General features: G+C 69.1%; 20 protein-coding genes, 1 pseudogene and 1 riboswitch. Of the genes and pseudogenes, 2 read left to right on the forward strand and 19 right to left on the reverse strand.

Annotation, left to right across the window (positions count from 1 at the left end):
- Positions 1-6: 6 nt before the first annotated feature.
- Together tyrS and FGL91_RS17130 are read right to left on the reverse strand one after the other, a co-directional pair.
- Positions 7-1,308: a tyrosine--tRNA ligase gene (gene tyrS / locus FGL91_RS17125; RefSeq protein WP_194239266.1), complete on the reverse strand. Its 1,302-nt coding sequence runs from the start codon at positions 1,306-1,308 to the stop codon at positions 7-9.
- A gap of 38 nt (positions 1,309-1,346) precedes the next feature.
- A complete protein-coding gene (locus tag FGL91_RS17130) occupies positions 1,347-2,300 on the reverse strand; it encodes an aldo/keto reductase (protein WP_131492595.1) in 954 nt (317 codons plus the stop codon).
- 53 nt (positions 2,301-2,353) lie between these two features.
- Between FGL91_RS17130 and FGL91_RS17135 the strand changes: the two genes are divergently transcribed.
- Positions 2,354-2,710 carry a MerR family transcriptional regulator gene (locus FGL91_RS17135; RefSeq protein ID WP_047524351.1) on the forward strand — a complete coding sequence of 119 codons (357 nt, stop codon included), beginning with the start codon at positions 2,354-2,356 and terminating at the stop codon, positions 2,708-2,710.
- Between the two features lie 5 nt (positions 2,711-2,715).
- Here the strand turns inward: FGL91_RS17135 and FGL91_RS17140 are convergent, their stop codons facing one another.
- Together FGL91_RS17140 and FGL91_RS17145 are read right to left on the reverse strand one after the other, a co-directional pair.
- Complete coding sequence (locus FGL91_RS17140; RefSeq protein ID WP_153244452.1) at positions 2,716-3,549, reverse strand: hypothetical protein; 834 nt, start codon at positions 3,547-3,549, stop codon at positions 2,716-2,718.
- Positions 3,546-4,190, reverse strand: coding sequence for a SatD family protein (locus FGL91_RS17145; RefSeq protein ID WP_153244453.1), 645 nt, complete (start codon positions 4,188-4,190; stop codon positions 3,546-3,548). Before FGL91_RS17145 ends, FGL91_RS17140 begins: the two co-directional genes overlap by 4 nt.
- 60 nt (positions 4,191-4,250) lie before the next feature.
- On the opposite strand from FGL91_RS17145, the gene FGL91_RS17150 reads away from it, so the two are divergent.
- Positions 4,251-4,847, forward strand: coding sequence for a DUF1349 domain-containing protein (locus FGL91_RS17150; protein WP_153244454.1), 597 nt, complete (start codon positions 4,251-4,253; stop codon positions 4,845-4,847).
- A gap of 30 nt (positions 4,848-4,877) precedes the next feature.
- Here FGL91_RS17150 and argH read toward each other — a convergent pair whose 3' ends face one another.
- The 15 genes and pseudogenes from argH to FGL91_RS17225 form a co-directional block, all read right to left on the reverse strand.
- Positions 4,878-6,308, reverse strand: coding sequence for an argininosuccinate lyase (gene argH, locus FGL91_RS17155; protein WP_131492600.1), 1,431 nt, complete (start codon positions 6,306-6,308; stop codon positions 4,878-4,880).
- Positions 6,308-7,237: an ornithine carbamoyltransferase gene (argF, locus tag FGL91_RS17160; RefSeq protein ID WP_131492602.1), complete on the reverse strand. Its 930-nt coding sequence runs from the start codon at positions 7,235-7,237 to the stop codon at positions 6,308-6,310. Before argF ends, argH begins: the two co-directional genes overlap by 1 nt.
- On the reverse strand, positions 7,234-8,439 hold the full coding sequence (locus FGL91_RS17165) for an acetylornithine transaminase (protein WP_131492604.1): 1,206 nt from the start codon (positions 8,437-8,439) through the stop codon (positions 7,234-7,236). Before FGL91_RS17165 ends, argF begins: the two co-directional genes overlap by 4 nt.
- Positions 8,436-9,353 (reverse strand): acetylglutamate kinase, encoded by a 918-nt coding sequence (gene argB / locus FGL91_RS17170; RefSeq protein ID WP_131492606.1) that lies wholly within the window; start codon positions 9,351-9,353, stop codon positions 8,436-8,438. Before argB ends, FGL91_RS17165 begins: the two co-directional genes overlap by 4 nt.
- Complete coding sequence (gene argJ / locus FGL91_RS17175; protein ID WP_153244455.1) at positions 9,350-10,507, reverse strand: bifunctional glutamate N-acetyltransferase/amino-acid acetyltransferase ArgJ; 1,158 nt, start codon at positions 10,505-10,507, stop codon at positions 9,350-9,352. Before argJ ends, argB begins: the two co-directional genes overlap by 4 nt.
- Positions 10,504-11,556 carry an N-acetyl-gamma-glutamyl-phosphate reductase gene (gene argC, locus FGL91_RS17180; protein ID WP_153244456.1) on the reverse strand — a complete coding sequence of 351 codons (1,053 nt, stop codon included), beginning with the start codon at positions 11,554-11,556 and terminating at the stop codon, positions 10,504-10,506. Before argC ends, argJ begins: the two co-directional genes overlap by 4 nt.
- 238 nt (positions 11,557-11,794) lie before the next feature.
- Positions 11,795-13,975 (reverse strand): bifunctional hydroxymethylpyrimidine kinase/phosphomethylpyrimidine kinase, encoded by a 2,181-nt coding sequence (locus tag FGL91_RS17185; protein WP_153244457.1) that lies wholly within the window; start codon positions 13,973-13,975, stop codon positions 11,795-11,797.
- Positions 13,972-14,820, reverse strand: a complete 849-nt coding sequence (gene thiM / locus FGL91_RS17190) for a hydroxyethylthiazole kinase (protein ID WP_153244458.1) — start codon at positions 14,818-14,820, stop codon at positions 13,972-13,974. The genes FGL91_RS17185 and thiM overlap by 4 nt, the downstream gene beginning before the upstream one ends.
- Positions 14,811-14,904, reverse strand: a riboswitch (TPP riboswitch). It overlaps the preceding gene by 10 nt.
- A gap of 6 nt (positions 14,905-14,910) precedes the next feature.
- A complete protein-coding gene (locus FGL91_RS17195; RefSeq protein ID WP_153244459.1) occupies positions 14,911-15,873 on the reverse strand; it encodes an NAD-dependent epimerase/dehydratase family protein in 963 nt (320 codons plus the stop codon).
- Positions 15,874-15,946: 73 nt separating this feature from the next.
- Positions 15,947-18,456 (reverse strand): annotated as a pseudogene (pheT, locus tag FGL91_RS17200) (phenylalanine--tRNA ligase subunit beta).
- Positions 18,456-19,496: a phenylalanine--tRNA ligase subunit alpha gene (pheS, locus tag FGL91_RS17205; RefSeq protein WP_047524337.1), complete on the reverse strand. Its 1,041-nt coding sequence runs from the start codon at positions 19,494-19,496 to the stop codon at positions 18,456-18,458. Before pheS ends, pheT begins: the two are co-directional and overlap by 1 nt.
- Before the next feature lie 51 nt (positions 19,497-19,547).
- Complete coding sequence (locus tag FGL91_RS17210; protein WP_153244460.1) at positions 19,548-20,474, reverse strand: amino acid ABC transporter permease; 927 nt, start codon at positions 20,472-20,474, stop codon at positions 19,548-19,550.
- Positions 20,471-21,118, reverse strand: coding sequence for an amino acid ABC transporter permease (locus FGL91_RS17215; protein ID WP_047524336.1), 648 nt, complete (start codon positions 21,116-21,118; stop codon positions 20,471-20,473). The genes FGL91_RS17210 and FGL91_RS17215 overlap by 4 nt, the downstream gene beginning before the upstream one ends.
- Positions 21,119-21,178: 60 nt before the next feature.
- Entirely contained in the window at positions 21,179-22,084 is a 906-nt protein-coding gene (locus tag FGL91_RS17220; protein WP_047524335.1) for a glutamate ABC transporter substrate-binding protein, read from the reverse strand.
- A 56-nt stretch (positions 22,085-22,140) separates the two neighbouring features.
- Positions 22,141-22,887, reverse strand: a complete 747-nt coding sequence (locus FGL91_RS17225; protein WP_194239376.1) for an amino acid ABC transporter ATP-binding protein — start codon at positions 22,885-22,887, stop codon at positions 22,141-22,143.
- Positions 22,888-23,091: the final 204 nt, after the last annotated feature.

Below are 23,091 nucleotides of genomic sequence, written 5' to 3' on the forward strand. Positions count from 1 at the left end.
TCTGGGTCAGCCGATGAAGACGCCGGCGAGGGTCTTCTTGCCGCGACGCAGCACCGACACGCCTCCGGGGAGCGTCCCCCGGACGGTGGCGGCCTCGTCTTCCACGCGTTCGCCGTCCAGCGTCACGCCACCCTGGCCGATCGCGCGCCGAGCCTCGGAAAGGCTCGCCACGAGTCCGGTCGCCACCAGCGCTTCAGTCACCGGGGTATCCGCGGCGACCGTGGCATTCGGGAGTTCCTCGAGCGCGGTGCGGAGCGTGCCGGCATCGAGCGCAGTCAGGTCCCCCTGCCCGAACAGTGCCTCGGATGCGGCGATCACAGCTGCGGTCGCATCGATGCCGTGCACGGTCGCGACCACCTCGAGCGCGAGACGCTTCTGAGCGGCGCGACGGAACGGCTCCGTCTCGACGAGCGCGGCGTACTCCTCGATCTCGGCCCTGCCGAGGAACGTGAAGACCTTGAGCCTGTCGATGACGTCACTGTCCGCCGTGCTGAGCCAGAACTGGTACATGCGGTACGGGCTGCACATCGCGGCATCGAGCCAGATGGCGTTCCCTTCGCTCTTGCCGAACTTGGTCCCATCGCTGTTCGTGATCAGCGGGGTGCCGATCGCATGCACGGAGACACCTTCGGCGCGCCGGATCAAGTCGGTGCCGCTGGTGAGGTTGCCCCACTGGTCGGATCCACCCGTCTGCAGTACGCAGTCGTACTGGCGGTACAGCTCGAGGAAGTCCATCCCCTGAAGGATCTGGTAACTGAACTCGGTGTAGCTGATGCCTTCGTCGGAGTTGAGGCGCGCGGCGACCGCATCCTTCTTCAACATCGTGCCGACGCGGAAGTACTTGCCGATCTCGCGCAGGAAATCGATCGCACTCAGCGGCGCGGTCCAGTCCAGGTTGTTGACGATGCGAGCCGCGTTTTCCCCCTCGAAGCTGAGGTAGCGCTCGACCTGCGTCCGCAGGCGCCCGACCCACTCCTCGACGGTCTCCCGCGTGTTCAGGGTGCGCTCCGCCGTGGGGCGGGGGTCGCCGATGAGTCCGGTCGATCCGCCGACGAGCCCGAGCGGCTTGTGTCCGGCGAGCTGGATGCGACGCAGCGTCAGCAGCTGCACGAGATTGCCGAGGTGCAGGCTGGGTGCCGTCGGGTCGAAACCGCAGTAATACGTGATCGGGTCCCCCGCGAGAAGGGCGCGCAGCGCCTCCTGGTCGGTGGACACATGGACCAGGCCACGCCACACGAGCTCGTCCCACACGTTCTCGAACGTGGGGTCGATCGCCTGGGGTGCGGTCGTCAGATCAGCAGTTGACACGCGCTCCAGGCTATCAGCGCGGGCAGGGGCGAATCGCCTCACAGCGGTCCGTCGAGGAGAGCGATCTCGTCGACGGACAGGGCGATCGCGGCGGCGTCCATCGCGACCTCCAGCTGGTCGAGCTTGCTGCCACCGAGGATCGGGCGGATGCCCCGCGCGAGCTGCCATGCCAGCACGATCTGACCCCGTCCGAGACCCCGTGCGTCGGAGACCTCATCCAGCGCGGCGAGCCGACGTGCGGTTCCCGGGTGCTCATACACCTCGGGCACGGGCTTCGCGGGGTTGTCGTAGGCGCCGGAGAGCAGCGGGGTGTAGGCCCAGATCTCGATCCCGTTCGCCACCGCGAAGTCCCGCTGCTCGTCGCTCAGCACGCCGAAGGGATGGGCCACCCCGGGCGGAAGCGTGCCCGGGCGCGTGCGCAGGTACGTGCTGTTCAGCTGGAGCGCGTCGATGGGGGTGCTTCCGAGGGACTTCGCGTGCGCACGGGCACGCTCGATGCGCCAGGCCGGGTGGTTCGAGGCGCCGACGCGGCTCACGGTGGCGTCGGCGGTGAGCGCCGCGAGAGCATCCACGGTCTCCTCGATCGCCACCGTCCGGTCCTCCTGGTGGAGCCAGAGCAGATCGATCCGGTCGATGCCCAAACGCTCGAGGCTCCCCTCGACGGCAGCGCGGATCGCACGCGGAGAGAGCCCGGCCCGGTGCTCGGGCCACGACCCCGGCCACAGGGGCTCGGCGCCGACCTTGGTCGAGATGCGGATCTGCTGCCGTGCATGTGGTCGCGCCGCGAGCCACCGTCCGAGCACCTCCTCGGACGCTCCGCCCTGCCCCGTGTCGCTCACCCAGAAGCTGTAGCAGTCGGCGGTGTCGATCCAGACTCCTCCGCGCTCGACGAAGCGGTCGAGCAGAGCGAACGAGGTCTCCTCATCGACGAGTGTGCCGAAGGACATCGCTCCCAGGACGAGCGGGGATACAGGGGTGTTCCGAGTGGTCATGACCTCACTCTGCAACCTGGAGTGCGCTCCAGGTCAAGCTCTATGCTCGGACCATGACCACGTACACGCCGGCGGAGGCTGCGGCACGCTCCGGTTTCAGCATCGACACACTGCGCTACTACGAACGCGAGGGCATCCTGCCCGCGGTGTCTCGCACGGCCGGCGGCCATCGCGCGTACACCGATACCGAGCTCGGACTCCTGGAATTCCTCAAGTGCCTCCGGGAGACCGGTATGCCGGTGGAACGCCTGCGTCGCTACGGCCAGCTCTGCCAGCGCGACGACACCGTTCCGGAGCGGATAGCTCTTCTCGAAGAGCACGCCGCGACAGTCGAGAAGCAACTCGCCGACGTTCTCGCGCAGCAGCGGCGTCTCCAGGAGAAGCTGGACTGGTACCGGTCGTCGAACTGACTCCGTCAGCTGTGCGCCGCCCACCAGACCAGGAAAGCGGCGCCGAGGGCGATCACCCAGCTGACGAGGCTGCCGACGAGGAAGTACTCCGCCCGAGCACCGGTTTCGCCGTCTCGGGAGATCTCCGGGAATCGGACGATGCCCTTCGCGGCGAGCATCGCGGCGAGGATCGGATACGCCGCAGCGAGAGTGAGGATCAGGACGAGGATGCGCTCCAGCGGTCCGATCAGTCGTCCGCCCTTGAATCCGCCGCGAGGATCGCGGGGTGCTGACGCCACCTCAGCATCTGTCTGCGTGGCGGCGGCAGTTTCACTGGCGGCGGCGGTTTCTGGGGCCGCGGCGGTGTCCGGTGCGGCGGCGGTGTCGGCGACCGCTGTCACCGGCGTCGCGGCCGGGTCTGCCGGGCGCCAGGTGTGCTCCCCGTCGAGCGCCGCACGGACCACGAGGTTCGCGGATTCCAGGAGGAACACCCCGGCGCCCAGTGCCAGCAGAGCAAGATCGAAGGGGACTTCTCCGAACGGTGACCGGAGGCGCCAGACCGCGCCGATCAGGCCGGCGTCTGGACGAGCACTGAGCCCGACGACGGCGCCGACGCTCACGACCGCGAGTAGGACGGCGGGCCAGAACCCCAGAGGGGCGGGGCGCTCGGTGGGCATGCTCCACACCCAGAGCGCTCCGACCACCAGCGCGAGCGCCATGGGGAGAAGCGCGTCGCTGACGCTGCCGAGCAGGAGCAGGACCACGGTGACGGTGAGGTAGCCGATCCACCGGCGCGGGGCGAATTGACGCACCAGGTCGGCGGCGCCGACCGCCAGCAGGATGAAGCCGGCGACGATCATGCGCGGTCCCCTCGAAGCGCGGCCACTCCCTCGATGAGCGCGGCCGTGCCCGCGGTGCGCAGCGACTTCGAGACGCTGGGCTGCGTGATCCCTTCCTCGGCCGCGAGCTCCTGCTGCGATCGACCGAGCAGACGGCCGTAGGTGAGTCGCCGTTCCCGCTCGCTCATCGCGCCGACCAGCTCGTCGCGGACGAGGAGGTAGGCGTTCGATGCGGCGATCGTGCTCTCCATGACCTCATCCTGCCCCGGGGCTCCGACAATCCAGGACCGCGTGCGCGGCACGGCGCGACCCTCGCGCTCATGCACGGTCTCGATCGCGGCGCGGGCCGCGTACCAGCCGGGCCCGTCCGCGAGCTCGCGATGGACGGATTCGACCGGACGCACCTCCCCCACCCCGATCCCGAACCGGAAGGCGATACCGTCCGGCAGCCGCAGCTGGATCATCAGGACCGACACCATCGCGTCGCTCAGATCGAGGTAGACACCCTGTTGCTCGTCTCCTACGGTGGGCGTGAGCGGCTGCGCGGCCAGCGGGAAGTCGACCTCGACCCTGGCTATGGTGTCGTCGAGGACGTGCTGCGCGGCGGTGCGATCGTCGAGCCGGCGAGAGCCCACGATGTCTGCGAGTACCGCGATGACCATGGCATAACCATAACACGCATAACTCTCGACTTATTCTTTATTTGGCTATATTCTGCGAACATGCCTGAATCGCACATCATCCCCTGGTCCCACGGAACATGGACCACCGCCCCCGCCTCCCCCTCCGGTCTCCCCGACGGCTCGGCTCCCCTCGACATCACCGCCGTGGAGGGCAGCGACGCCTGGCGGCACACCGCCTACGGCTTCGTGCACGACACCGAGCACGCCCTGCTCGCACCCCTCGCGGTCGGCGAGGCGATGGAGGTGTCGTTCCGCGCGCCCTGGGACGGACAGTTCGACCAGGCGGGTGTCTTCGTGTGGATCGACGACGAGCACTGGATCAAGACCGGCCTGGAGTACGCCGACGACCACCTCGGACTCGGCGCCGTGGTCACCGCCGGGGGCTCCGACTGGTCGGTCGGTCACGTCGATGAGTGGCTCGAGAGCGAGATCACGGTACGCGTCAGCCGCTGGGCGGACTCCGTGATCGTGCGCGCCCGCGCCGATGACGGACCGTGGCGTCTCGTTCGGGTCGCCCCGTTCGACGGCACGGCGACGGCATCCGCCGGACCGTTCCTCGCCGCGCCCACGCGCAGCGGACTCACGGTCCGGTTCACCCGGTGGGAACGGTCGTCGGCAGACACCGACCTCCACTGATCCGCTGCGGGCCGGCGGCCCCGCCGTCGGCTAGAGGCCGAGGGCGTGGGCGGCCGCCTGCGCGCGAGCGATGAGCTCGGCGCGCTGCTCGGCGACCCGCTCCGGAGCGGTGCCGCCGACGCCGGTCCGCGACCCGACCGAACCCTCGATCGTGAGGACCTCACGCACCTCGGGCACGAGATGCGGGGACACCGAGAGCAGCAGCTCATCGGAAGCGTCCTCCAGTCCGATCCCCTGCTCCTCGCACGCGCGCACGAGCGCACCCGAGATCTCATGGGCGTCGCGGAAGGGCACCCGGCGCTTCACGAGCCACTCGGCGACGTCGGTCGCGAGCGAGAAGCCCTGCGGTGCGAGTTCCGCCATCCGCGCGGTATCGAAGCGGAGCGTCGCGATCATGCCGGCGAACGCGGGGAGCACGACCTCCAGCGTCTGCACCGAATCGAAGACCGGCTCCTTGTCCTCCTGCAGATCGCGGTTGTACGCGAGCGGGAGGCCCTTCAACGTGGCCAGCAGTCCCGACAGGTTGCCGATGAGACGGCCGGACTTGCCCCGGGCGAGCTCGGCGATGTCGGGGTTCTTCTTCTGCGGCATGATGCTGGAACCGGTCGAGTACCCGTCATCGAGGGTGACGAAGCCGAACTCGCGGGTGTTCCAGAGGATGATCTCCTCGGAGAGGCGCGAGAGATCGACACCGGTCATCGCCGTGATGAAGGCGAATTCGGCGACGACGTCACGAGCGGCAGTGCCGTCGAGCGAGTTCTCGGCCGGACGGTCGAGGCCCAGCTCCGTCGCCACGAGCACGGGATCGAGACCGAGCGTGGAACCCGCCAGCGCTCCCCCGCCGTAGGGCGAGACACCGGCGCGGCGACGCCAATCCACGAGCCGCTCCAGCTCCCGAACCAGCGGCCACCCGTGCGCCTGCAGGTGGTGGGCGAGCAGGACGGGCTGTGCGTGCTGCAGATGGGTGCGCCCGGGGAGGATCGCCGTCGGGTGCGCCTCCGCCTGGGCGACCAGTGCGTCGACGACGCGCAGGATGTCTCGCGCGATGACCCGGGCGTGGTCGATCAGATACATGCGCACGAGCGTCGCGATCTGGTCGTTGCGGCTGCGACCTGCGCGCAGACGCCCGCCCAGCTCCGGTCCCAGCTCGGCGATCAGTGCCTGCTCGAGCGCACCGTGCACATCCTCGTCGGTCGGCACCGGGCGGAGGGAACCGTCTGCGACACGGCGAGCCACGGCATCCAGCCCCTCGTGCATCCGTCGCGCCTCGTCGGGTTCGAGGTATCCCGCGGCCTCGAGCGCGGTCGCATGGGCATGCGAGCCGGCGATGTCGTACGGAGCGAGGATCCAGTCGAAATGTGTGGAACGGCTGAGCTCGACCAGCTCGGGCGAGGGCCCGGTGGCGAAACGTGCACCCCAGAGCGCCCCCTCGTTGGTGCCTTCATGCGTCGAGTCGGTCATCACGCGTCCTTCTTGCCGAGCAGCCACACGAGAAGCGCCTTCTGCGCATGCAGCCGGTTCTCTGCTTCATCCCAGACGACGCTCTGCGGTCCGTCGATGACCGAGGAATCGACCTCGTAGCCGCGGTCCGCCGGGAGGCAGTGGATGAAGATCGCCTCCGGGTCGGCGAGCGTCATCGTCTCGGGGGTGACCTTGTAGCCGCCGAGGTCACGGATGCGCGCGATCTTCTCCTCCTCCTTGCCCATCGAGACCCAGGTGTCGGTCACGACCACGTCGGCCCCGGCGGCGGCCTCGACCGCGTCGGTGTACAGCGTGATCGATCCGCCGGTCTCGGCCGCACGGCGGTCGGCTGCCTCGATGACGTCGGCGCGCGGCGCATAGTCCTCGGGCGACGCGATGCGCACGTGCATCCCCGCCGTCACGCCGGCGAGGGCGTAGGAATGCGCCATGTTGCTCTGCCCATCACCGAAGAACGTGAGCGTGAGACCCTTCAACTCGCCCTTGTGCTCACGAATCGTCAGCAGATCAGCGAGCAACTGGCAGGGGTGGAAGTCGTCGGAGAGCGCATTGATCACCGGCACGCGCGTTCCGGCGGCCATCTCCTCGAGTCCGGACTGCGCGTAGGTGCGCCAGACGATCGCGGCGACCTGGCGCTCCAGCACGCGTGCGGTGTCGGACGGTGTCTCCTTGCCCCCGAGCTGACTGCTGGCGGTGGAGATGATGAGCGGCGAGCCACCGAGGTCGGCGATGCCCACCGCGAACGACACCCGGGTGCGCGTCGAGGACTTGTCGAAGATCACCGCGACGGTCTGCGGCCCCGCAAGACTCTTGTCCGCCCAGCGGTCCTTCTTCAGTTCGAGGGCGAGGTCGAGGATCTCGGCCTGCTCGGCGGGCGTCAGGTCGTCGTCACGCAGCAGGTGGCGGGTCATGCGGATACCTTTCCGGAGAGGGAAGCCTGTACGTCGGCGAGGGCAGCGGTGAACAACTCACGGAACTCTGCGAGCTCGGCGTCACCGATCGTGAGGGCGGGCGCGATGCGGACCGTCTCCGGATTGGCAGCGTTGACGATGAGGCCGCGCTCCTGAGCGGCGGCGACCACGGCTCCGGCCACCGGCGCGGACAGCGCCACGCCGATCAGCAGACCGCGTCCGCGCACGCCGTCGACGAGCGGGGAGTCCATGCCGAGCAGGAACTCACGCAGCTCGGCGCCCCGGCGGGCGGCGTTCTCGACCAGCCCGGCACTCTCGATCTCGGCGAGCACCGCGTCGGCGACCGCAGTCGCGAGCGGGTTCCCCCCGAAGGTGGAGCCGTGGGACCCCGGCGTGAAGAGCGCGCTGGCGGAACCGTAGGTGACCAGAGCACCGATCGGGAAGCCACCACCGATGCCCTTGGCCAGGGTGATCGCGTCGGGCGTGATGCCCTCATGACTGAATCCGAACCATGCACCCGTGCGGCCGGCACCGGTCTGGATCTCGTCGACGATCAGCAGCGCGCCGTGCGCGAGGGTCAGCGAGCGTGCAGCGGCGAGGTAGCCCTCTGGCAGCTCCACCACACCGGCCTCGCCCTGGATGGGCTCGACGATGACGGCGGCCACCCGATCATCCATCGCCGCCTGCAGCGCCTCGATCGTGGCCGGAATGTGCTCGACACCACCCGGCATCGGCTCGAAGGGCGCGCGCATCGAGGTCTTCGCCGTCAGGGCGAGCGAGCCCATGGTGCGTCCGTGGAAGCCGTTCTCGAGCGCGAGGATGCGCGGCCGTTCGACGCCGCCGTGCAGACGGGCGAGCTTGAACGCGGCTTCGTTCGCTTCCGCACCGGAGTTCGAGAAGAAGACGCGTCCGTCGATCCCGGCACCAGCGAGGCGCTTGAGACGTGCGGCGAGGGCGAGCTGGGGCGGAGTGGCGAAGTAGTTCGACACGTGGGCGAGCGTCGCCGCCTGGGCCGACACCGCCTCCACGAAGGCCGGGTGCGCATGCCCGAGGGAGGTCACCGCGATTCCCGCGAGGAAATCGAGGTGGCGTCGGCCGTCGGCATCCCACAGGTACGAACCCTCGCCGCGGACCAGCAGCGCGAGCCGCTCCCCCGCGTTGAGCACGAGATCGCGTGCCGCATCGTCCTGCCAGACGGTCATGCCGTCACCTCATTCCTTCCCAGGACCACTTCGGTCCCGATTCCTTTGCTGGTGAAGAGTTCGACGAGCACCGAATGCGGCACCCGTCCGTCGATGATCGCCGCGGCATCGACGCCGCCCTCGACCGCGTCGAGACACGCGCGCATCTTCGGGATCATCCCCGACTCGAGCGTCGGAAGCATGTCGATGAGGGCCTCCGATGTGAGGTGCGAGACGAGCGAGTCGCGGTTCGGCCAATCGGCGTAGAGTCCGGGCACGTCGGTGAGGATCACGAGCTTGCGGGCGTTCAGAGCAACCGCCAGCGCCGCCGCCGCCGCATCCGCGTTGACGTTCAGCGACTGACCGGGGTGGTCGAGGTCGGGCGCGATGCTCGAGACCACGGGGATGCGCCCGGCCACGAGGTGGTCGTGCACCGGGGTCGGGTCGACTTCGACGACATCGCCGACGCGTCCGAGATCGACCTCTTCTCCATCGATCACGACGCCGCGACGGCGTCCGCCGAAGAGACCGGCGTCCTCACCGCTGAGCCCGGTGGCGATCGGCCCGTGGGAGTTGATCTTGGAGACGAGCTGCGGGTTCACCTGACCGGTGAGCACCATGCGCACGACGCTGATCGCCTCGGTGTTGGTGACGCGGTAGCCGCCCTTGAACTCACTCGGGATCTCGAGGCGTTGCAGCATGTTCGAGATCTGCGGACCGCCGCCGTGGACGACGACCGGCAACACCCCGACGTACCGGAGATACGCGATGTCCTGCGCGAAGGCGTCCTGCAGCTCTTCCGAGACCATCGCGTTGCCGCCGTACTTGATGACGACGATCTGATCGCGGAACTTCTTCAGCCACGGGAGGGACTCGATGAGGGTCGTGGCCTTCTGCGCGGCGACCTCGGCCGGAGTGTCCTGGATGTCGGTCATGAGGCGTACGCGCTGTTCTCGTGCACGTAATCGTGCGTGAGGTCGTTGGTGAGCACCGTGGCCGCGGCCTCGCCCGACTTCAGATCGATCACGACGTGGGTGGCGCGCGGGGTGAGGTCGACCTCTTCCCGCGGACGGTCGGGACCGCCTTCGGTGCACACGCGGACGCCGTTCATCCAGACGTCGACGTCATAGGGATCGAACTGCGCGTGCGTGGTGCCGATCGCGGCGAGCACACGTCCCCAGTTCGGGTCGTTGCCGAAGATCGCCGCCTTGAAGAGGTTGTTGCGTGCCACGGACCGGCCGACCTCGACCGCGTCCTGCTCGGACACCGCCTGCCGGACCTCGATCGTGATGTCGTGGCTCGCGCCTTCCGCGTCACCCTGCAGTTTCACCGCGAGTTCCTGACACAGTTCCCTGAGGGCGGCGGCGAAGTCGTCCAGGTCCGGGGCGACCTCCGAGGCACCGTTGGCGAGAAGCGTGACCTGATCGTTGGTCGACATGCACCCGTCCGAATCGAGCCGGTCGAACGTCTTCCCGGTCGCGCGGCGCAGGGCCTCGTCGGCCTGCAGCGGTTCGAGGACGGCATCGGTCGTGATCACCACGAGCATCGTGGCGAGTCCGGGCGCGAGCATCCCGGCCCCCTTGGCCATGCCGCCGATGGTCCAGCCGTCGCGGCTGATCACCGCCGTCTTCGCGACCGTGTCCGTGGTCATGATCGCGTGAGCGGCGTCGTCCCCGCCGTCTGCGCTGAGCTCGGCGATCGCCTGCTCGGTGCCGGCGAGCACCCTCGCCCGGAAGGTCTCGTCTCCGGTGCCGATGAGCCCCGTGGAGCAGATCAGCACGTCGCCGGCGCTGACCCCGAGGAGTTCGGCTGCCTTCTCCGCGGTCTGGTGCGTCGTCTGGAAGCCGAAGGAGCCGGTGAAGCAGTTCGCCCCTCCGGAGTTGAGCACGACGGCTTCGACGACGCGATCGGCCACGGCCTGCTGCGACCAGATGATCGGATTCGCCTTGGCACGGTTGCCGGTGAAGACGGCGGCGCCGACCTTGCGCGGTCCCCGGTTGACGACGACGGCCACGTCCGGCTTGCCTGTCGACTTGAGTCCTGCGGCGACACCGGCCGCTTCGAATCCTGCGGGGGCGGTGACGCTCACGGCGCGACTCCGTTCAGTGAGAGGGCGCGGGCCTCGGGCAGTCCCAGCGCGATGTTCATGGATTGGATGGCAGCGCCGGCGGTGCCCTTGACGAGGTTGTCGACGGCGGTGACCACGGTGACGCGGTTGGCGGAACGGTCGATCGCGAGACCGATCAGCGCGGTGTTCGCGCCGATCACGTCGGCGGTCCGCGGGAATCGTCCTTCCGGGAGCAGCTGCACGAAGGTCTCCTCCCCGTACGCGCTCTGCCAGGCGTCCCGGATCTGCGCATCGGTCGCGCCGGACGCGATCGGCGCCGTCGAGGTGGCGAGGATGCCGCGCGACATCGGGACCAGCACCGGGGTGAAGGAGATCCGGATGCCGTCGGGGTCTGCGCCCGAGGCTGCGGCGAGCGCCTGACGGATCTCGGGAATGTGCCGGTGGGTACCACCGACGGCATACGGGTTCGCGGATCCGAGGATCTCGCTCGCCAGGAGATTCGTCTTGAGGCTCTTCCCCGCACCGGACGGGCCGACCGCCAGCACCGAGACGATGTCGGAGGCGTCGATGACCCCGGCGGCCACTCCCGGGGCGAGGCTGAGGCTCACGGTGGAGGCGTTGCAGCCGGGAGCGGCGATGCGCGTCGCACCCCGGAGGTGCTCGCGCTGCTTCACGCCGTCGACCAGGAGCTCCGGCACGCCGTAGGTCCACGCCTCATGGAACGCACCGCCGTAGAACGCGTCCCAGGCCGCGGCCGACGTCAGCCGATGGTCGGCTCCGGCGTCGATCACGAGCGGGGCGTCGCCCAACGCGTCGGTGTACTGACCGGACTGCCCGTGCGGGAGCGCCAGGAAGACGACGTCGTGGCCGGAGAGGATGTCCGGTGTGGTCTCCTGCAGCGCGAGGTGCGCCAGGGAGCGCAGGTGCGGCTGGTGATCGACGAGGGGTTGCCCGGCGTTCGAATGCGCCGTGACGGTGCGGATCTCCATGTCGGGATGGTCTGCCAGGAGGCGTAGGATCTCGCCGCCTGCGTAGCCGGATGCGCCGGAGACGGCGACGGAATACGTCATGCTTCTACCTTAACGGTCGGGTCTTCCTCGAAGGAGGACCGAGGGGCGGGGCCGGAGGCGGCGACACCGGCACTCACCGCCGCAAGGGGGCAGGCAGGAGGGCGGGGTCGCCTACAGTCGGCGGCCGCGGCGTCGGCGCACAGCGATGACGCTCGGAGCGAGCGTCGGAGAAGCGGTGGCGGCCGAAGGCATGTCGCGACAGTAGCGCGGCCCCGGCTGCCACCGCAAATCCGGGCCGTCATCCGGCGGGCGAGAACTCCATCGGTGCGGCGAAGAAGGCCAGCTCGTGCGCGCTCGAGACCTCGAACACGCGGCTCATCCTCGCGCGGGTCGCGGCGTCCGCCCGTGCGGCCGCCCCGGAGGCGTAGAGGATCGCCGTCTCGGTCGCCTCCTCGAACGCAGGGTCGGCGTATGTCGCGAGCCAGGAGGCGAAGGGATGCTGCGGATCCCGCGCGTACTCGCCGAACTCCCCGGCATGCAGGCGCCGGCCGAGGTCGGTGTAGAGCCAGAAGCACGGAAGGACGGCTGCGACGATCTCGGCGTAGTCGCCACCGAATGCGACCGACCTGAGGTGATCGAGGTAGGCCGTGGTCGCCGCCGACGGTTCCGCGGCGAACGTCGCCGCGCTCACCCCCTGCTGCGGCGTCAACCACGACGCATGGAGTTCGAGCTCGCCCACGATGGACCCGTGGGCGGAGTGCGCCCAGAACGCCTGCTCAGCCGACGTCGGGGCTCGTCGCGCCGCCTCCGACAGCACCCGGGCGTACTCGCGCAGGTACAGGGCATCCTGCGCGAGGTACGCGAGGAAGGGCTCGCGCTCCAGCGAGCCGTCTGCAAGGGCACGGATGAACGGCAACTCGTCGATCTGTGTGCGGACGTCGGCGATGCGCTCCCACCACTCGGCAGCGACCTCCGACGCAGCGACCTCCGAGACAGCGACCTCCGACGCAGCGACTCCGCTCGTCGTGTCCGCCCGCGCCCACAGTCCGGCGAAGTGGTTGATGGGGCCGTGCCCGCGACCCACCCGCAGTGCTTCCCCCGCACGGAGCGATTCACGCAGCCAGCTCCGCGCCGCGCGGACCGCCTGCTCCGGCTCCAGACCCCGTGCCAACAGCGTGGCGAGGGCAGAGGAGAGCGAGCAGCCGGTGCCGTGGGTGCTCGAGGTGACGATACGCGTCCCGCTGTACTCCTGACGTCGCCCGTGACGAGCGTCGATCAGCGCATCCGGGGCGTCGTTCCCCGCGAGATGTCCGCCCTTGACCAGCACGGCGACCCCGACATCCGTCGACAGGTCTTCCGCAGCGGCGATCGCCTCCGACCAGTCCCCGACGTCGCGCCCCGAGAGCACGGCGAGCTCGGCCAGGTTCGGGGTCACGAGCGTGGCGCGACGGAGCAGATCCCGCAGTTCCCGCTCCGCATCCGGCTCCAGGAGCCGATCCCCCGAAGTCGCCACCATCACCGGATCGAGGACGACGCTCGGCGGACGGGCTCGGTCGAGCCAGGCAGCGACCGTCCGGATGACCTCGGCGTCGGCGAGCATCCCGATCTTCACCGCGTCGATCACGATGTCATCCGACACCGCGTCGAGTTGGGCGCGGAGGAACTCTGCCGGCGGCACGTGCACGCCGCGCACGCCCTGGGTGTTCTGCGCGGTCAGCGCGGTGAGCACGGCCATGCCGTATCCGCCGTTGGCCGCGATCGACTTGATGTCGGCCTGGATCCCTGCGCCGCCGGACGGGTCGCTCCCGGCGATGCTCAGCACACGCGGAACGGAACCTGCGAGCCACCGTCGCCGGAAAGCACGGGCGGTCGCCGCGGGGTCTTCCGCCGTGCACAGCGCCGAGACCACGGCGATGCCGGCTGCACCGGCATCCCGCAATGCCTCGGCATCGTCGAGCCCCACGCCGCCGATCGCGACGCACGGGAGTGGACTGCGTGCGACGAAGTCACGGAATCCGTCGACTCCGAGCGGCGCCGGGTGATCCGGTTTCGTCGCGGTGGGACGGATCACACCGACACCCAGGTAGTCGACCGTCCCCACCGGCAGGGCGAGAACGGCCTCGAGGTGCGCGGCACTGTTCGCCGTGAGGCCGATCAGCGCATCGGGTCCCAGTACCTCGCGCGCCCGCCGCACGGACGCATCGCCCTGCCCCAGATGCACGCCGTCGACGCGCGCACCCCGTTCGCGGGCGGCGACGGCAGCATCCAACCGGTCGTTCACGACGAGGAGCGCCCGTCCGTCGATCGCCCGCGACACCGCGATCAGCTGTTCGACGATCTCGGCCTCCGTCGCCGTCTTGTCCCGCACCTGGACGATGCGCACACCACCCTCCACAGCCTGACGGACGGTCTCGACGACACCACGATCACCGCAGAGTTCGGGATCGGTCACGAGATAGAGCGAGAGATCGGCGGTCACCGTGCACCGCTCTCGACGCGAGCCTCGGCGACGAGGTCTTCCGGGCGCAGCGCTGCGAGTGCATCCAGCAACGAGACCGCGAAACTGCCCGGACCCCGCGCTGTCGTTGCGGCATGCTCGGCGGCGATCGTGTATCCGAGGCTCGCGGCGGCGACCGCCGTGAGCGCATCGTGCCCCGTCACCCTGGCGGCGCCGAGGAGCGCGGCCATGACTGCGCCGAGGGCACAACCGCCGCCGGTGACCCTGGTCAGGAGCTCATGACCGTTCGCGAGTCGCAGGACCCGCTCGCCGTCGGTGAGGAGATCGACCGGCCCCGAGACCGCGACCACGGCACCCGTCCTCGTCGCCAGGGCAGCCGCAGCGTCGGCAGCGGCATCCGTGCTGTCCGTCGCGTCGACACCTCGGCCACCCGCGCTGACCCCGGCGAGGGCGAGGATCTCGGAGGCGTTGCCTCGGATCGCGGTCGGGCGCTGATTGGCCAGGTCATGCGCCAGCGCCGTGCGGATCGGCAGGGTGCCGATCGCGACCGGATCGAGCACCCACGGTGTCCCGGACTCGGTCGCGCCGGCGACGGCTTCGAGGATCGCAGCCCGCTGCTCCGGCGTGGGCGTGCCGAGGTTGATCAGCAGGCCGGAGGCGACCCCGGCGAACAGCTCGGCCTCGCCGACGATGTCGACCATCGCGGGTGCCGCACCGGCGGCGAGCAGCACGTTGGCCGTGAACCCCGTGACGACCGCGTTGGTGATGCAATGCGTCAAGGGCGGAGCCTCACGCACCACCTCCCACAGCGCCGCGGCGGAGCCGACGAGATCGGTGGTGGATTCAGGACGCAGAAGATCGCTCATCGCGACATCCCTTCGCTAGTACGAACTAGATCAGGTTCGACGGGTCTGTTCTCAGCCGCGGATGCGGCACCCCGTGTCACTGCTCGCAGTCTAGCGATCGGTCAGGAGCGCGCGTTCCTCCGCCCGGGTGAGTCCGGCACGGCGCGGCCGATCGACGCCGCGGGCGCGCTCGTCGACGAGGACCCGGCCGATCGTGTCGGCGAGGGCGCGGAGCGAGCCTCCCGACGAACGGAACGCTGCGTTGGACCGCGTCATGAATCCCGTCATCTCCGGCGGCAGCCACAGCGGAAGCGACCGCGGTCCGGCCCAGTGCTCGACCTCCCGAGCGACGAGCCAGTCCTCGTCGGCGACGACCGTGTCACCGGTGTGCCCTGCTGCCGAACGTACCGCCTCCAGCATGTCGGAGAGCGAATGCCTGTCACCGATCGCGTTCACCACCCCGCTCCGAGTCGCCGTCACGATGAACTCGGCCAGGTCGTCGACATCGATCACCTGCGCAGCTCTCCCCTCGAGCGGTGGCAGCAGCACCGGCTCCGCGCCGGCGCGCGTGAACGCCGCCGCCCAGTATCCGAACCTGTCGCTCGGATCTCCGTCCCCGACGATGAGCCCGGGGCGCACGATGAAGGCCCGCGCTCCGAGCGCCGAGACGGCGTCTTCGGCCGCGGCCTTCTGCGCCCCGTACTCGTAGACGTCTCCGGGACGGGCGGGCGGATGACGGGGAGCTGATTCGTCGGCCCCGACCGTCTCGTCATCGGCGTACACCGACATCGAGGACACATACGTCCACCGTGCGGCACGCTCGCCGAGAGCGTCGACGGCACGAGCGACGTGCGACGCCTGCGAGGAGATGTCGACCACATGGTCCCAGTCGCGCTGCGCGAGTGCGTCGTACGCCTCGGCAGCCTCCCGGTCTCCGCGCACGAGCTCGGCACCCTCGGGCGCCGGTCGTGTTCCGCGGGCGAGACAGGTCACTGCCGCACCGGCATCGACCCATCGACGCGCGATCCGCCCTGAGAGCCAGCCCGTACCGCCGAGGATCAGCACATTCGACATGGCTTCATGTCAGCAGGAATCGACCACCCGCGAAAGAGCTTCCGCTCAGAGCAGATCGCGCCAGAGGCCGTGCTCAGTCGCGCAGCGCCGCCCCGAACCGTTCGGCCGCCACCGCGACGCCCGCAAGCTTGGCCTCGGTGGCCTCCGCAGCGGTGAGGGTGCGATCGTCGGCGCGGAACCGCAGCGCGAAGGTCAGGCTCTTGGAGCCGTCAGGCACACCCTGTCCGCGGTAGTCGTCGACGAGGCGCACAGACTCGAGAATCGCACCGGCGCCCTCGGCGAGAGCAGCCTGCACGTCCGCGGCGGGAGTGCCGGCGGGCAGCGTCAGCGACACGTCCTGCGTGGCTGCAGGGAACGTCGACAGCGACGCGGCCACGACACGGCCGCCCGCGAGCGACAGGACGCGGTCGAGGTCCAGCTCGAACACGGTCGCACGGCCGGGGAGGTCGGCGCCCTCCGCCACGGCGGGGTGCAGCTCGCCGACGTAGCCGACCTCTTCCCCGGCGATCCGGAGGGATCCGGTGCGGCCGGGGTGGAGTGCGGCACGCTCGGCCTGCACGACGTCGATCTCGACTCCGGCGGCGGCGGCGATCACACGGACGGCGTCCAGCGCCTCGACCAGACCGGCGGGTTCGGCCGGGCGACCGGGCTGGCGCGGTGACACGTGGCCGGTGAGCAGCGCCGAGACGAACCGGTGCTGCGGCGGGATCGAGGCGTTCAGCGCGGCGAGCGTCTCTTCCGACGGGCGCTCCCCCAGGGCGGCACATCCTCCGTGCCGTACTCCACACCGGGCTCGGGCAGGAAGACGACGCCGGTCTCGAAGATCGCGAGGTCGGTGAGCCCGCGCGAGATGTTGCGGTGCGCGGTCTGCAGCAGACCGGGGATGAGCGATCGACGCAGGGAGGGCGCCTGACCATCGAGCGGATTCGCCAGGCGGATGCTCGGCAGGTGCTCCCCCGACGCGGAACCGTGCAGGTCGTTCTGCACCTCGGTGGTGAACGGGAACGACGGCGTCTCGACGAGCCCCGCGGCGGCCAGGGCATCGGCCACGCGACGGCGACCCTGCTGATGCGCGGTGAGCCCGCGACCGGACGGCGGCGTCGGCAGCACCGAGGGGATGCGGTCGAGTCCGTGGATGCGCGCGACCTCTTCGGCCAGCGTCCATTTGTCGGTCAGGTCGGGGCGCCAGGTCGGCGGGATCACGGTCCAGCCGGAGCCTGCGTCGGAAGCGGTCACGTCGGCACCGATGGTGGTCAGCGCCCCGGTGATCTCGTCGTCGGTGTAGTCGACGCCGATGAGCCCCTGCACGAAGCCGGCCGGGAGCTCGATCTCTCCGACGAAGACCTCGGCGAACAGGGCGCCGCCCTCCTCGGTGAGTGTGCCACCGGCGAGCTCGACCATGAGATCGGCCGCCCGGCGCGCAGCCACGAACGGGATGAGCGGGTCGACGCCGCGCTCGAAGCGCTTGGATGCCTCGCTGGGCAGCTTGTGACGGCGAGCCGAGCGGGCGATGGTCGTCGGGTCGAAGTGCGCGGCCTCGATGAGCACGTTCCGGGTGGTGTCGCTCATCTCCGTCGTGCCGCCGCCCATCACACCGGCGAGGCCGATCGGACCCGATTCATCGGTGATGAGCAGGTCTTCGACGTGCAGCGAGCGCTCGACGCCATCGAGCGTGGTCATCTTCTCGCCCGGGGTCGCGCGCCGCACCGTGATGCCGCCGGTGAGCTTGTCGAGGTCGTATCCGTGCAGCGGCTGACCGAGTTCGAGCATCACGTAATTGGTGATGTCGATCAGCACGCCCAGCGAGCGCATGCCCGCGAGGCTGAGTCGCGCGACCATCCACGGCGGAGTCGGACGCGTGGGGTCGACCCCACGCACGACGCGGGTCACGAACTCACTTGCACCGACCCGGCCGCGGACGGGAGCGGCGTCGTCGACCACGGTGGTGTGTCCGGTGCCCGGCTGCAACTCGGCGAAGTCGCGCTCGGCGGGATCGCGGAAGTCCGCACCGGTCGCGTGCGCGTACTCACGGGCCACACCGCGCAGGGAGAACGCATAGCCGCGGTCGGGCGTGACGTTGATCTCGACGGCCACGTCGTCGAGGCCGAGCAGTGCGATCGCGTCGGTGCCCACGGGCGCATCGATGCCGAGATCGGACAGCACGACGATGCCGTTGTGCTCGTCGCCGAGGCCCAGCTCCCGCGCGGACGCGATCATCCCGTCGGAGACGTGACCGTAGGTCTTCCGCGCGGCGATCGGGAACGGACCGGGCAGCACGGCGCCGGGGAGCGTCACGACGACCTTGTCGCCGGCGACGAAGTTGTGCGCACCGCAGACGATCCCTCGGATGCCGCCGTTCGCCTCGCCCACGTCCACCTGGCACCAGTTGATGGTCTTGCCGTTGGACTGCGGCTCGGCCTCGAGCGAGACGACCTGTCCCACGACCACGGGACCCGTGATGTCGAAGCGGTGCACGTCCTCCTCTTCGAAGCCCACGGTCACCAGCGCGCCGAGGACGTCCTCGGGCGTGGCATCCGCTGCCAGATCGACGTATTCACGCAGCCACGAAAGCGGGACGCGCATCACACCACCATCCCGTACTGCTCGCTGAATCGGACATCGCCCTCGGCCATGTCGCGCATGTCCTGGACGTCACTGCGGAACATCAGGCCCCGCTCGATGCCCATGCCGAACGCGAAGCCGCTGTACTCCTCCGGATCGATCCCGGCCGCGCGCAGCACGTTCGGGTTGACCATGCCGCAGCCGCCCCACTCGATCCAGCGCGCGCCGCCCTTGAAGGTCGGGTGCCACAGGTCGAGCTCGGCGGAGGGCTCGGTGAAGGGGAAGTAGTTGGTGCGGAAACGCGTCTTGGCCTCGGGGCCGAAGAGCAGCTTCGCGAAGTGGTCGAGGGTTCCCTTGAGGTGCGCCATCGTGATGCCCTTGTCGATCACGAGGCCCTCGAACTGGGTGAACACCGGCAGGTGCGTGGCGTCGAACTCATCGGTCCGGTACACCCGCCCGGGGCACAGCACGTAGATCGGCACCTCGCGGTCGAGCATCGAGCGCACCTGCACGGGACTCGTGTGGGTGCGCATCACGAGATGGCGCGATGTCGGGTCCACGTAGAACGTGTCCTGCTCCTGGCGCGCGGGGTGGTCGACGTCGAAGTTCAGGGCGTCGAAGTTGAACCACTCGTGCTCGAGCTCCGGTCCCTCCGCGATCTCCCAGCCCATGCCGACGAAGATGTCGCAGACCTGGTCCTGGAGGAGCGTGAGCGGGTGCCGGGCACCGACGCGGGTGCGAGAAGGCACGGCCGTGATGTCGATGCGCTCGGCTTCGAGTCGCGCAGCGACCTCCGCCTCGGCGAGCTCGGCCTCCTTGGCGGCGAGCGCCTTCGTCACCTGCCCGCGCCCCTGCCCCACGAGCTTGCCGAACGCGGCCTTGTTCTCGGGGGCGACCTGTCGCATCGAGGCGTTCAGGACCGCGAGCGGCGATCCGTCGGCGACGTGTGCGGCGCGGGCCGCCTTCAGCTCGGCGGTGTCGGCAGCTGCGGCGATCGCCGCGAGGGCATCGGCGACCGCGGCTTCGACCGCTTCCGGGGTGATTTCAGGAGACTCTGACACGAGAGTCGAGTCTACCGGCGCGTCGCCCCACCGACCGACGGCGCAACCGGATCAGATGCCCTGAGGCGGTGGTCCGCCGAACCCTCCCCCACCGCGCTGCAGCGTGATCAGTTCGGTATCGGTGCCGTCCTGGTGCGGACGCGGATCCACGCCGCCGGCCGGAACGCCGTCGTGCCCACGCGGCGAGCGCCGGGTGCGGATCTCCAGCCACTTGGCGATCCCGGAGAGGATCAGACACATGATGATGTAGATGCCGCCGATGACGAACGCCGACTGCAGCACGGGGCGTCCCTGCTGAGACGTGAGCTGCTTCGCGAAGTAGAGGAGTTCGGGGTACGTGATGATGAAACCGAGCGCGGTGTCCTTCATCGTCACGACCAGCTGAGCCACGATCACGGGGAGCATCGCCCGGATCGCCTGCGGCAGCAGGATCAGACGCATCACGCCGCTCTTGCGCAGACCGATCGCGTAGCCGGCCTCCTTCTGCCCTCGGGGCAGGGATTCGACGCCGGCGCGGAGCACCTCGGCGAGGACGGATCCGTTGTACGCCATGAGCGCGAGGACGACGGCCCAGTACGGGTCCATCTTGACGCCGGCGACGGGCAGACCGTAGTAGAGCAGCATCATGAAGACGAGGACCGGCACGGCTCGGAAGATCTCGGTGATCGCCGTCACGGGGACACGCACCCAGGCATGATCGGACATCCGACCGATGGCGAGCACGAACCCCAGCGCGATGGCGAGGATCGCTGCGAGCCCGAACGCCGCGAGAGTTCGGCCGAGTGCACCGAAGATCTGCTCCCAGACGGCGCTGAAGGTGAAGACGTACCACCGGGACGCGTCGAACTGTCCGCTCACGAAGAAGCGGTAGCCGATGAAACCGAGCAGGGCGAGCACCACGACGACGGTGGCGACACCGATCAGACGGTTGCGCAGGATCGCCTTGGGGCCCGGGACGTCGTACAGGACGGAAGTCATCGCGCGATCCTCCACTTGTTCTCGAGATACCGTTGCAGCCAGCTGAGGAGCAGGACGAGCGCGACGAAGATGACGGCCACCCAGAGCAGCACCGAAAGCGCGTTCTCTCCGCGTTCGCTGAGGTAGGAGCGGACGGCTCCGAGCTCGAGGATCGAGAAGCCCGCCGCGACGGTGGTGTTCTTCAGAAGCGCGATGAAGACGCTCATCATCGGTGGCACGACCGAGCGGAACGCCTGCGGGAGGACGACCAGAGTCATCACCTGTCCGAACGGGAGGCCGATCGCCCTGGCCGCCTCCGCCTGTCCGACGGGGACGGTGTTGATACCGGCCCGCAGCACCTCCGCCACGTAGGTGGCCGTGTAGATGCCGATGGCCAGGATGCCCAGCACCGTGGTGCTGAGCTTCGGCAGCCCGAGCTGCGGGTAGCCGAAGATGAAGAAGAAGAAGACGAGGGTCAGCGGGGTGTTGCGGATCAGGTTCACGTACACCGTGCCGACACCACGCGCGATGGGCACGGGTGAGACGCGGGCCGCCCCGACGATGATCCCGAGGATGAGCGCGAGCAGTCCACCGCCGAAGAAGATGATCAGCGTGTTCTTGAGCGCTTCGCCCCACAGGTCGAGGTTTCCGAAGATGACGTCCACGCCACCCTCCCCTTCACGATTCGGAGAGGGGGCGGCCCTGGAGCCGCCCCCTCTGTTCGATCAGTCGACGGCCGGCTGGCTGACTTCGATGCCGGACGATCCGAGGTTCTTGTCGAAGATCGCCTGCCAGATGTCGCCACCATCGGTGAACATCGTGTTGATGAACTCCTGCAGCGCGGCGTCGTCCTTCGCCAGGCCGACACCGTAGCGCTCCTCGGTGAAGGGCTCACCGACGACCTTCAGGTTGTCGGGGTCCTGAGCCGCGTAGCCGATGAGGATGGCCTGGTCGGTCGTGACCGCCTGGACCTCGCCGGAGAGCAGCGCCTCGACACAGGCCGAGTACAGGTCGAACTCCTTGGTGGGGACATCCGGGTAGTTCTCGCGGATGTTCTGGATGGGCGTGGAGCCGGTGGCCGAGCACACGGTGGTGTCAGCGTTCAGGTCATCCTCGCTCTTGATGGTGTCGTCGTCGGCCGCGACGAGCAGTCCCTGCCCGGTGATGAAGTACGGGCCGGCGAAGGCGATCTGCTCCTTGCGCTTGTCGGTGATCGAGTACGTGCCCACGTAGTAGTCGATGTCGCCGTTCACGATGGCCTGCTCGCGGTTGGCGGAGGCGATCGGCTTGAACTCGATCTTGTCCTCGTCGTAGCCGAGCGAGGCGGCGATCCAGCGGGCGATGTCGACATCGAATCCGGTGCGCTCACCGGTGGTCACGTCGAGGTAGCCGAGACCGGGCTGGTCTTCCTTGACACCGATGACGACCTGGTCGCGGTCCTTGATGTTGTCGAACGTGGGGCTGCCCTCGAGCTGGACGTCGGTCGCGACCTCGAACCAGGTGCTGTCCTCTCCGGCGTCACCGCCATCGGTGCCACCGGGCGTCGACGGGCTGCCGCTGTTGCAGGCCGTGAGCGCGAGCAGTGCTGTCGCCGCGATTCCGATGCCCGCCAGTGTCCGTGTGCGTCGCATGTGCGTCTCCTTCGTGTGCTGTGTGTGCAGGGTCTGTGTGGTCGGTGTGGGGGCCGTCAGTGCGTGAGGAGCTTCGAGAGGAAGTCCTTGGCGCGGTCGCTCTTCGGGTTCGTGAAGAACTCCTCGGGCTTGGCCTCCTCGACGATCCGTCCGTCGGCCATGAAGACGACGCGATCGGCGGCCTTGCGAGCGAAGCCCATCTCGTGGGTGACGACGATCATCGTCATGCCGTCCTGGGCCAGCTCGACCATGACGTCGAGGACCTCGTTGATCATCTCCGGGTCGAGGGCGCTGGTCGGCTCGTCGAACAGCATGACCTTGGGCTGCATGGCCAGAGCACGGGCGATCGCCACGCGCTGCTGCTGACCACCCGAGAGCTGAGCCGGGAGCTTCGACGCCTGCTGCTCCACGCCCACGCGCTTGAGCAGGAGCATCGCCTCGGCTTCGGCATCGGCCTTCTTGAGCCCACGGACCTTGATCGGACCGAGGGTCACGTTCTCGAGGATGGTGAGGTGGGCGAAGAGGTTGAACGACTGGAACACCATGCCGACGTCCGCCCGCAGGTGAGCGAGCCCCTTGCCCTCGGCGGGCAACTCCTTGCCGTCGATGCGGATGCTGCCGCTGGTGATCGTCTCGAGGCGGTTGATCGTGCGACACAGCGTCGACTTGCCGGAGCCGGACGGGCCGATCACGACCACGACCTCTCCCGGGTTCACGCTCAGGTCGATGTCGGTGAGCGCCTGGAACTCGCCGTAGTGCTTCTGGACGTTCTCGACCACGACGAGCGGGGTATCAGAGGTCATCATTTCTCCAAGCTAGCCACGTCGTACCCCGGGTTCCAGGGTCATCGGTGAGATTTACACGTTCGTAATCACCTGATCGCGGCACCAATGCAGCTCTGCATGGGTACCCCACGGCCCGCCCCCACGGGCCGCGGGATGGTCCTGCCGCCTCGCCCCCCAACGACAGCTGAGCAGCAGGATCCGATCGTGTGCGATCGACCTCAC

Source organism: Microbacterium sp. CBA3102 (assembly GCF_007954505.1).
GTDB lineage: Bacteria > Actinomycetota > Actinomycetes > Actinomycetales > Microbacteriaceae > Microbacterium > Microbacterium aurugineum.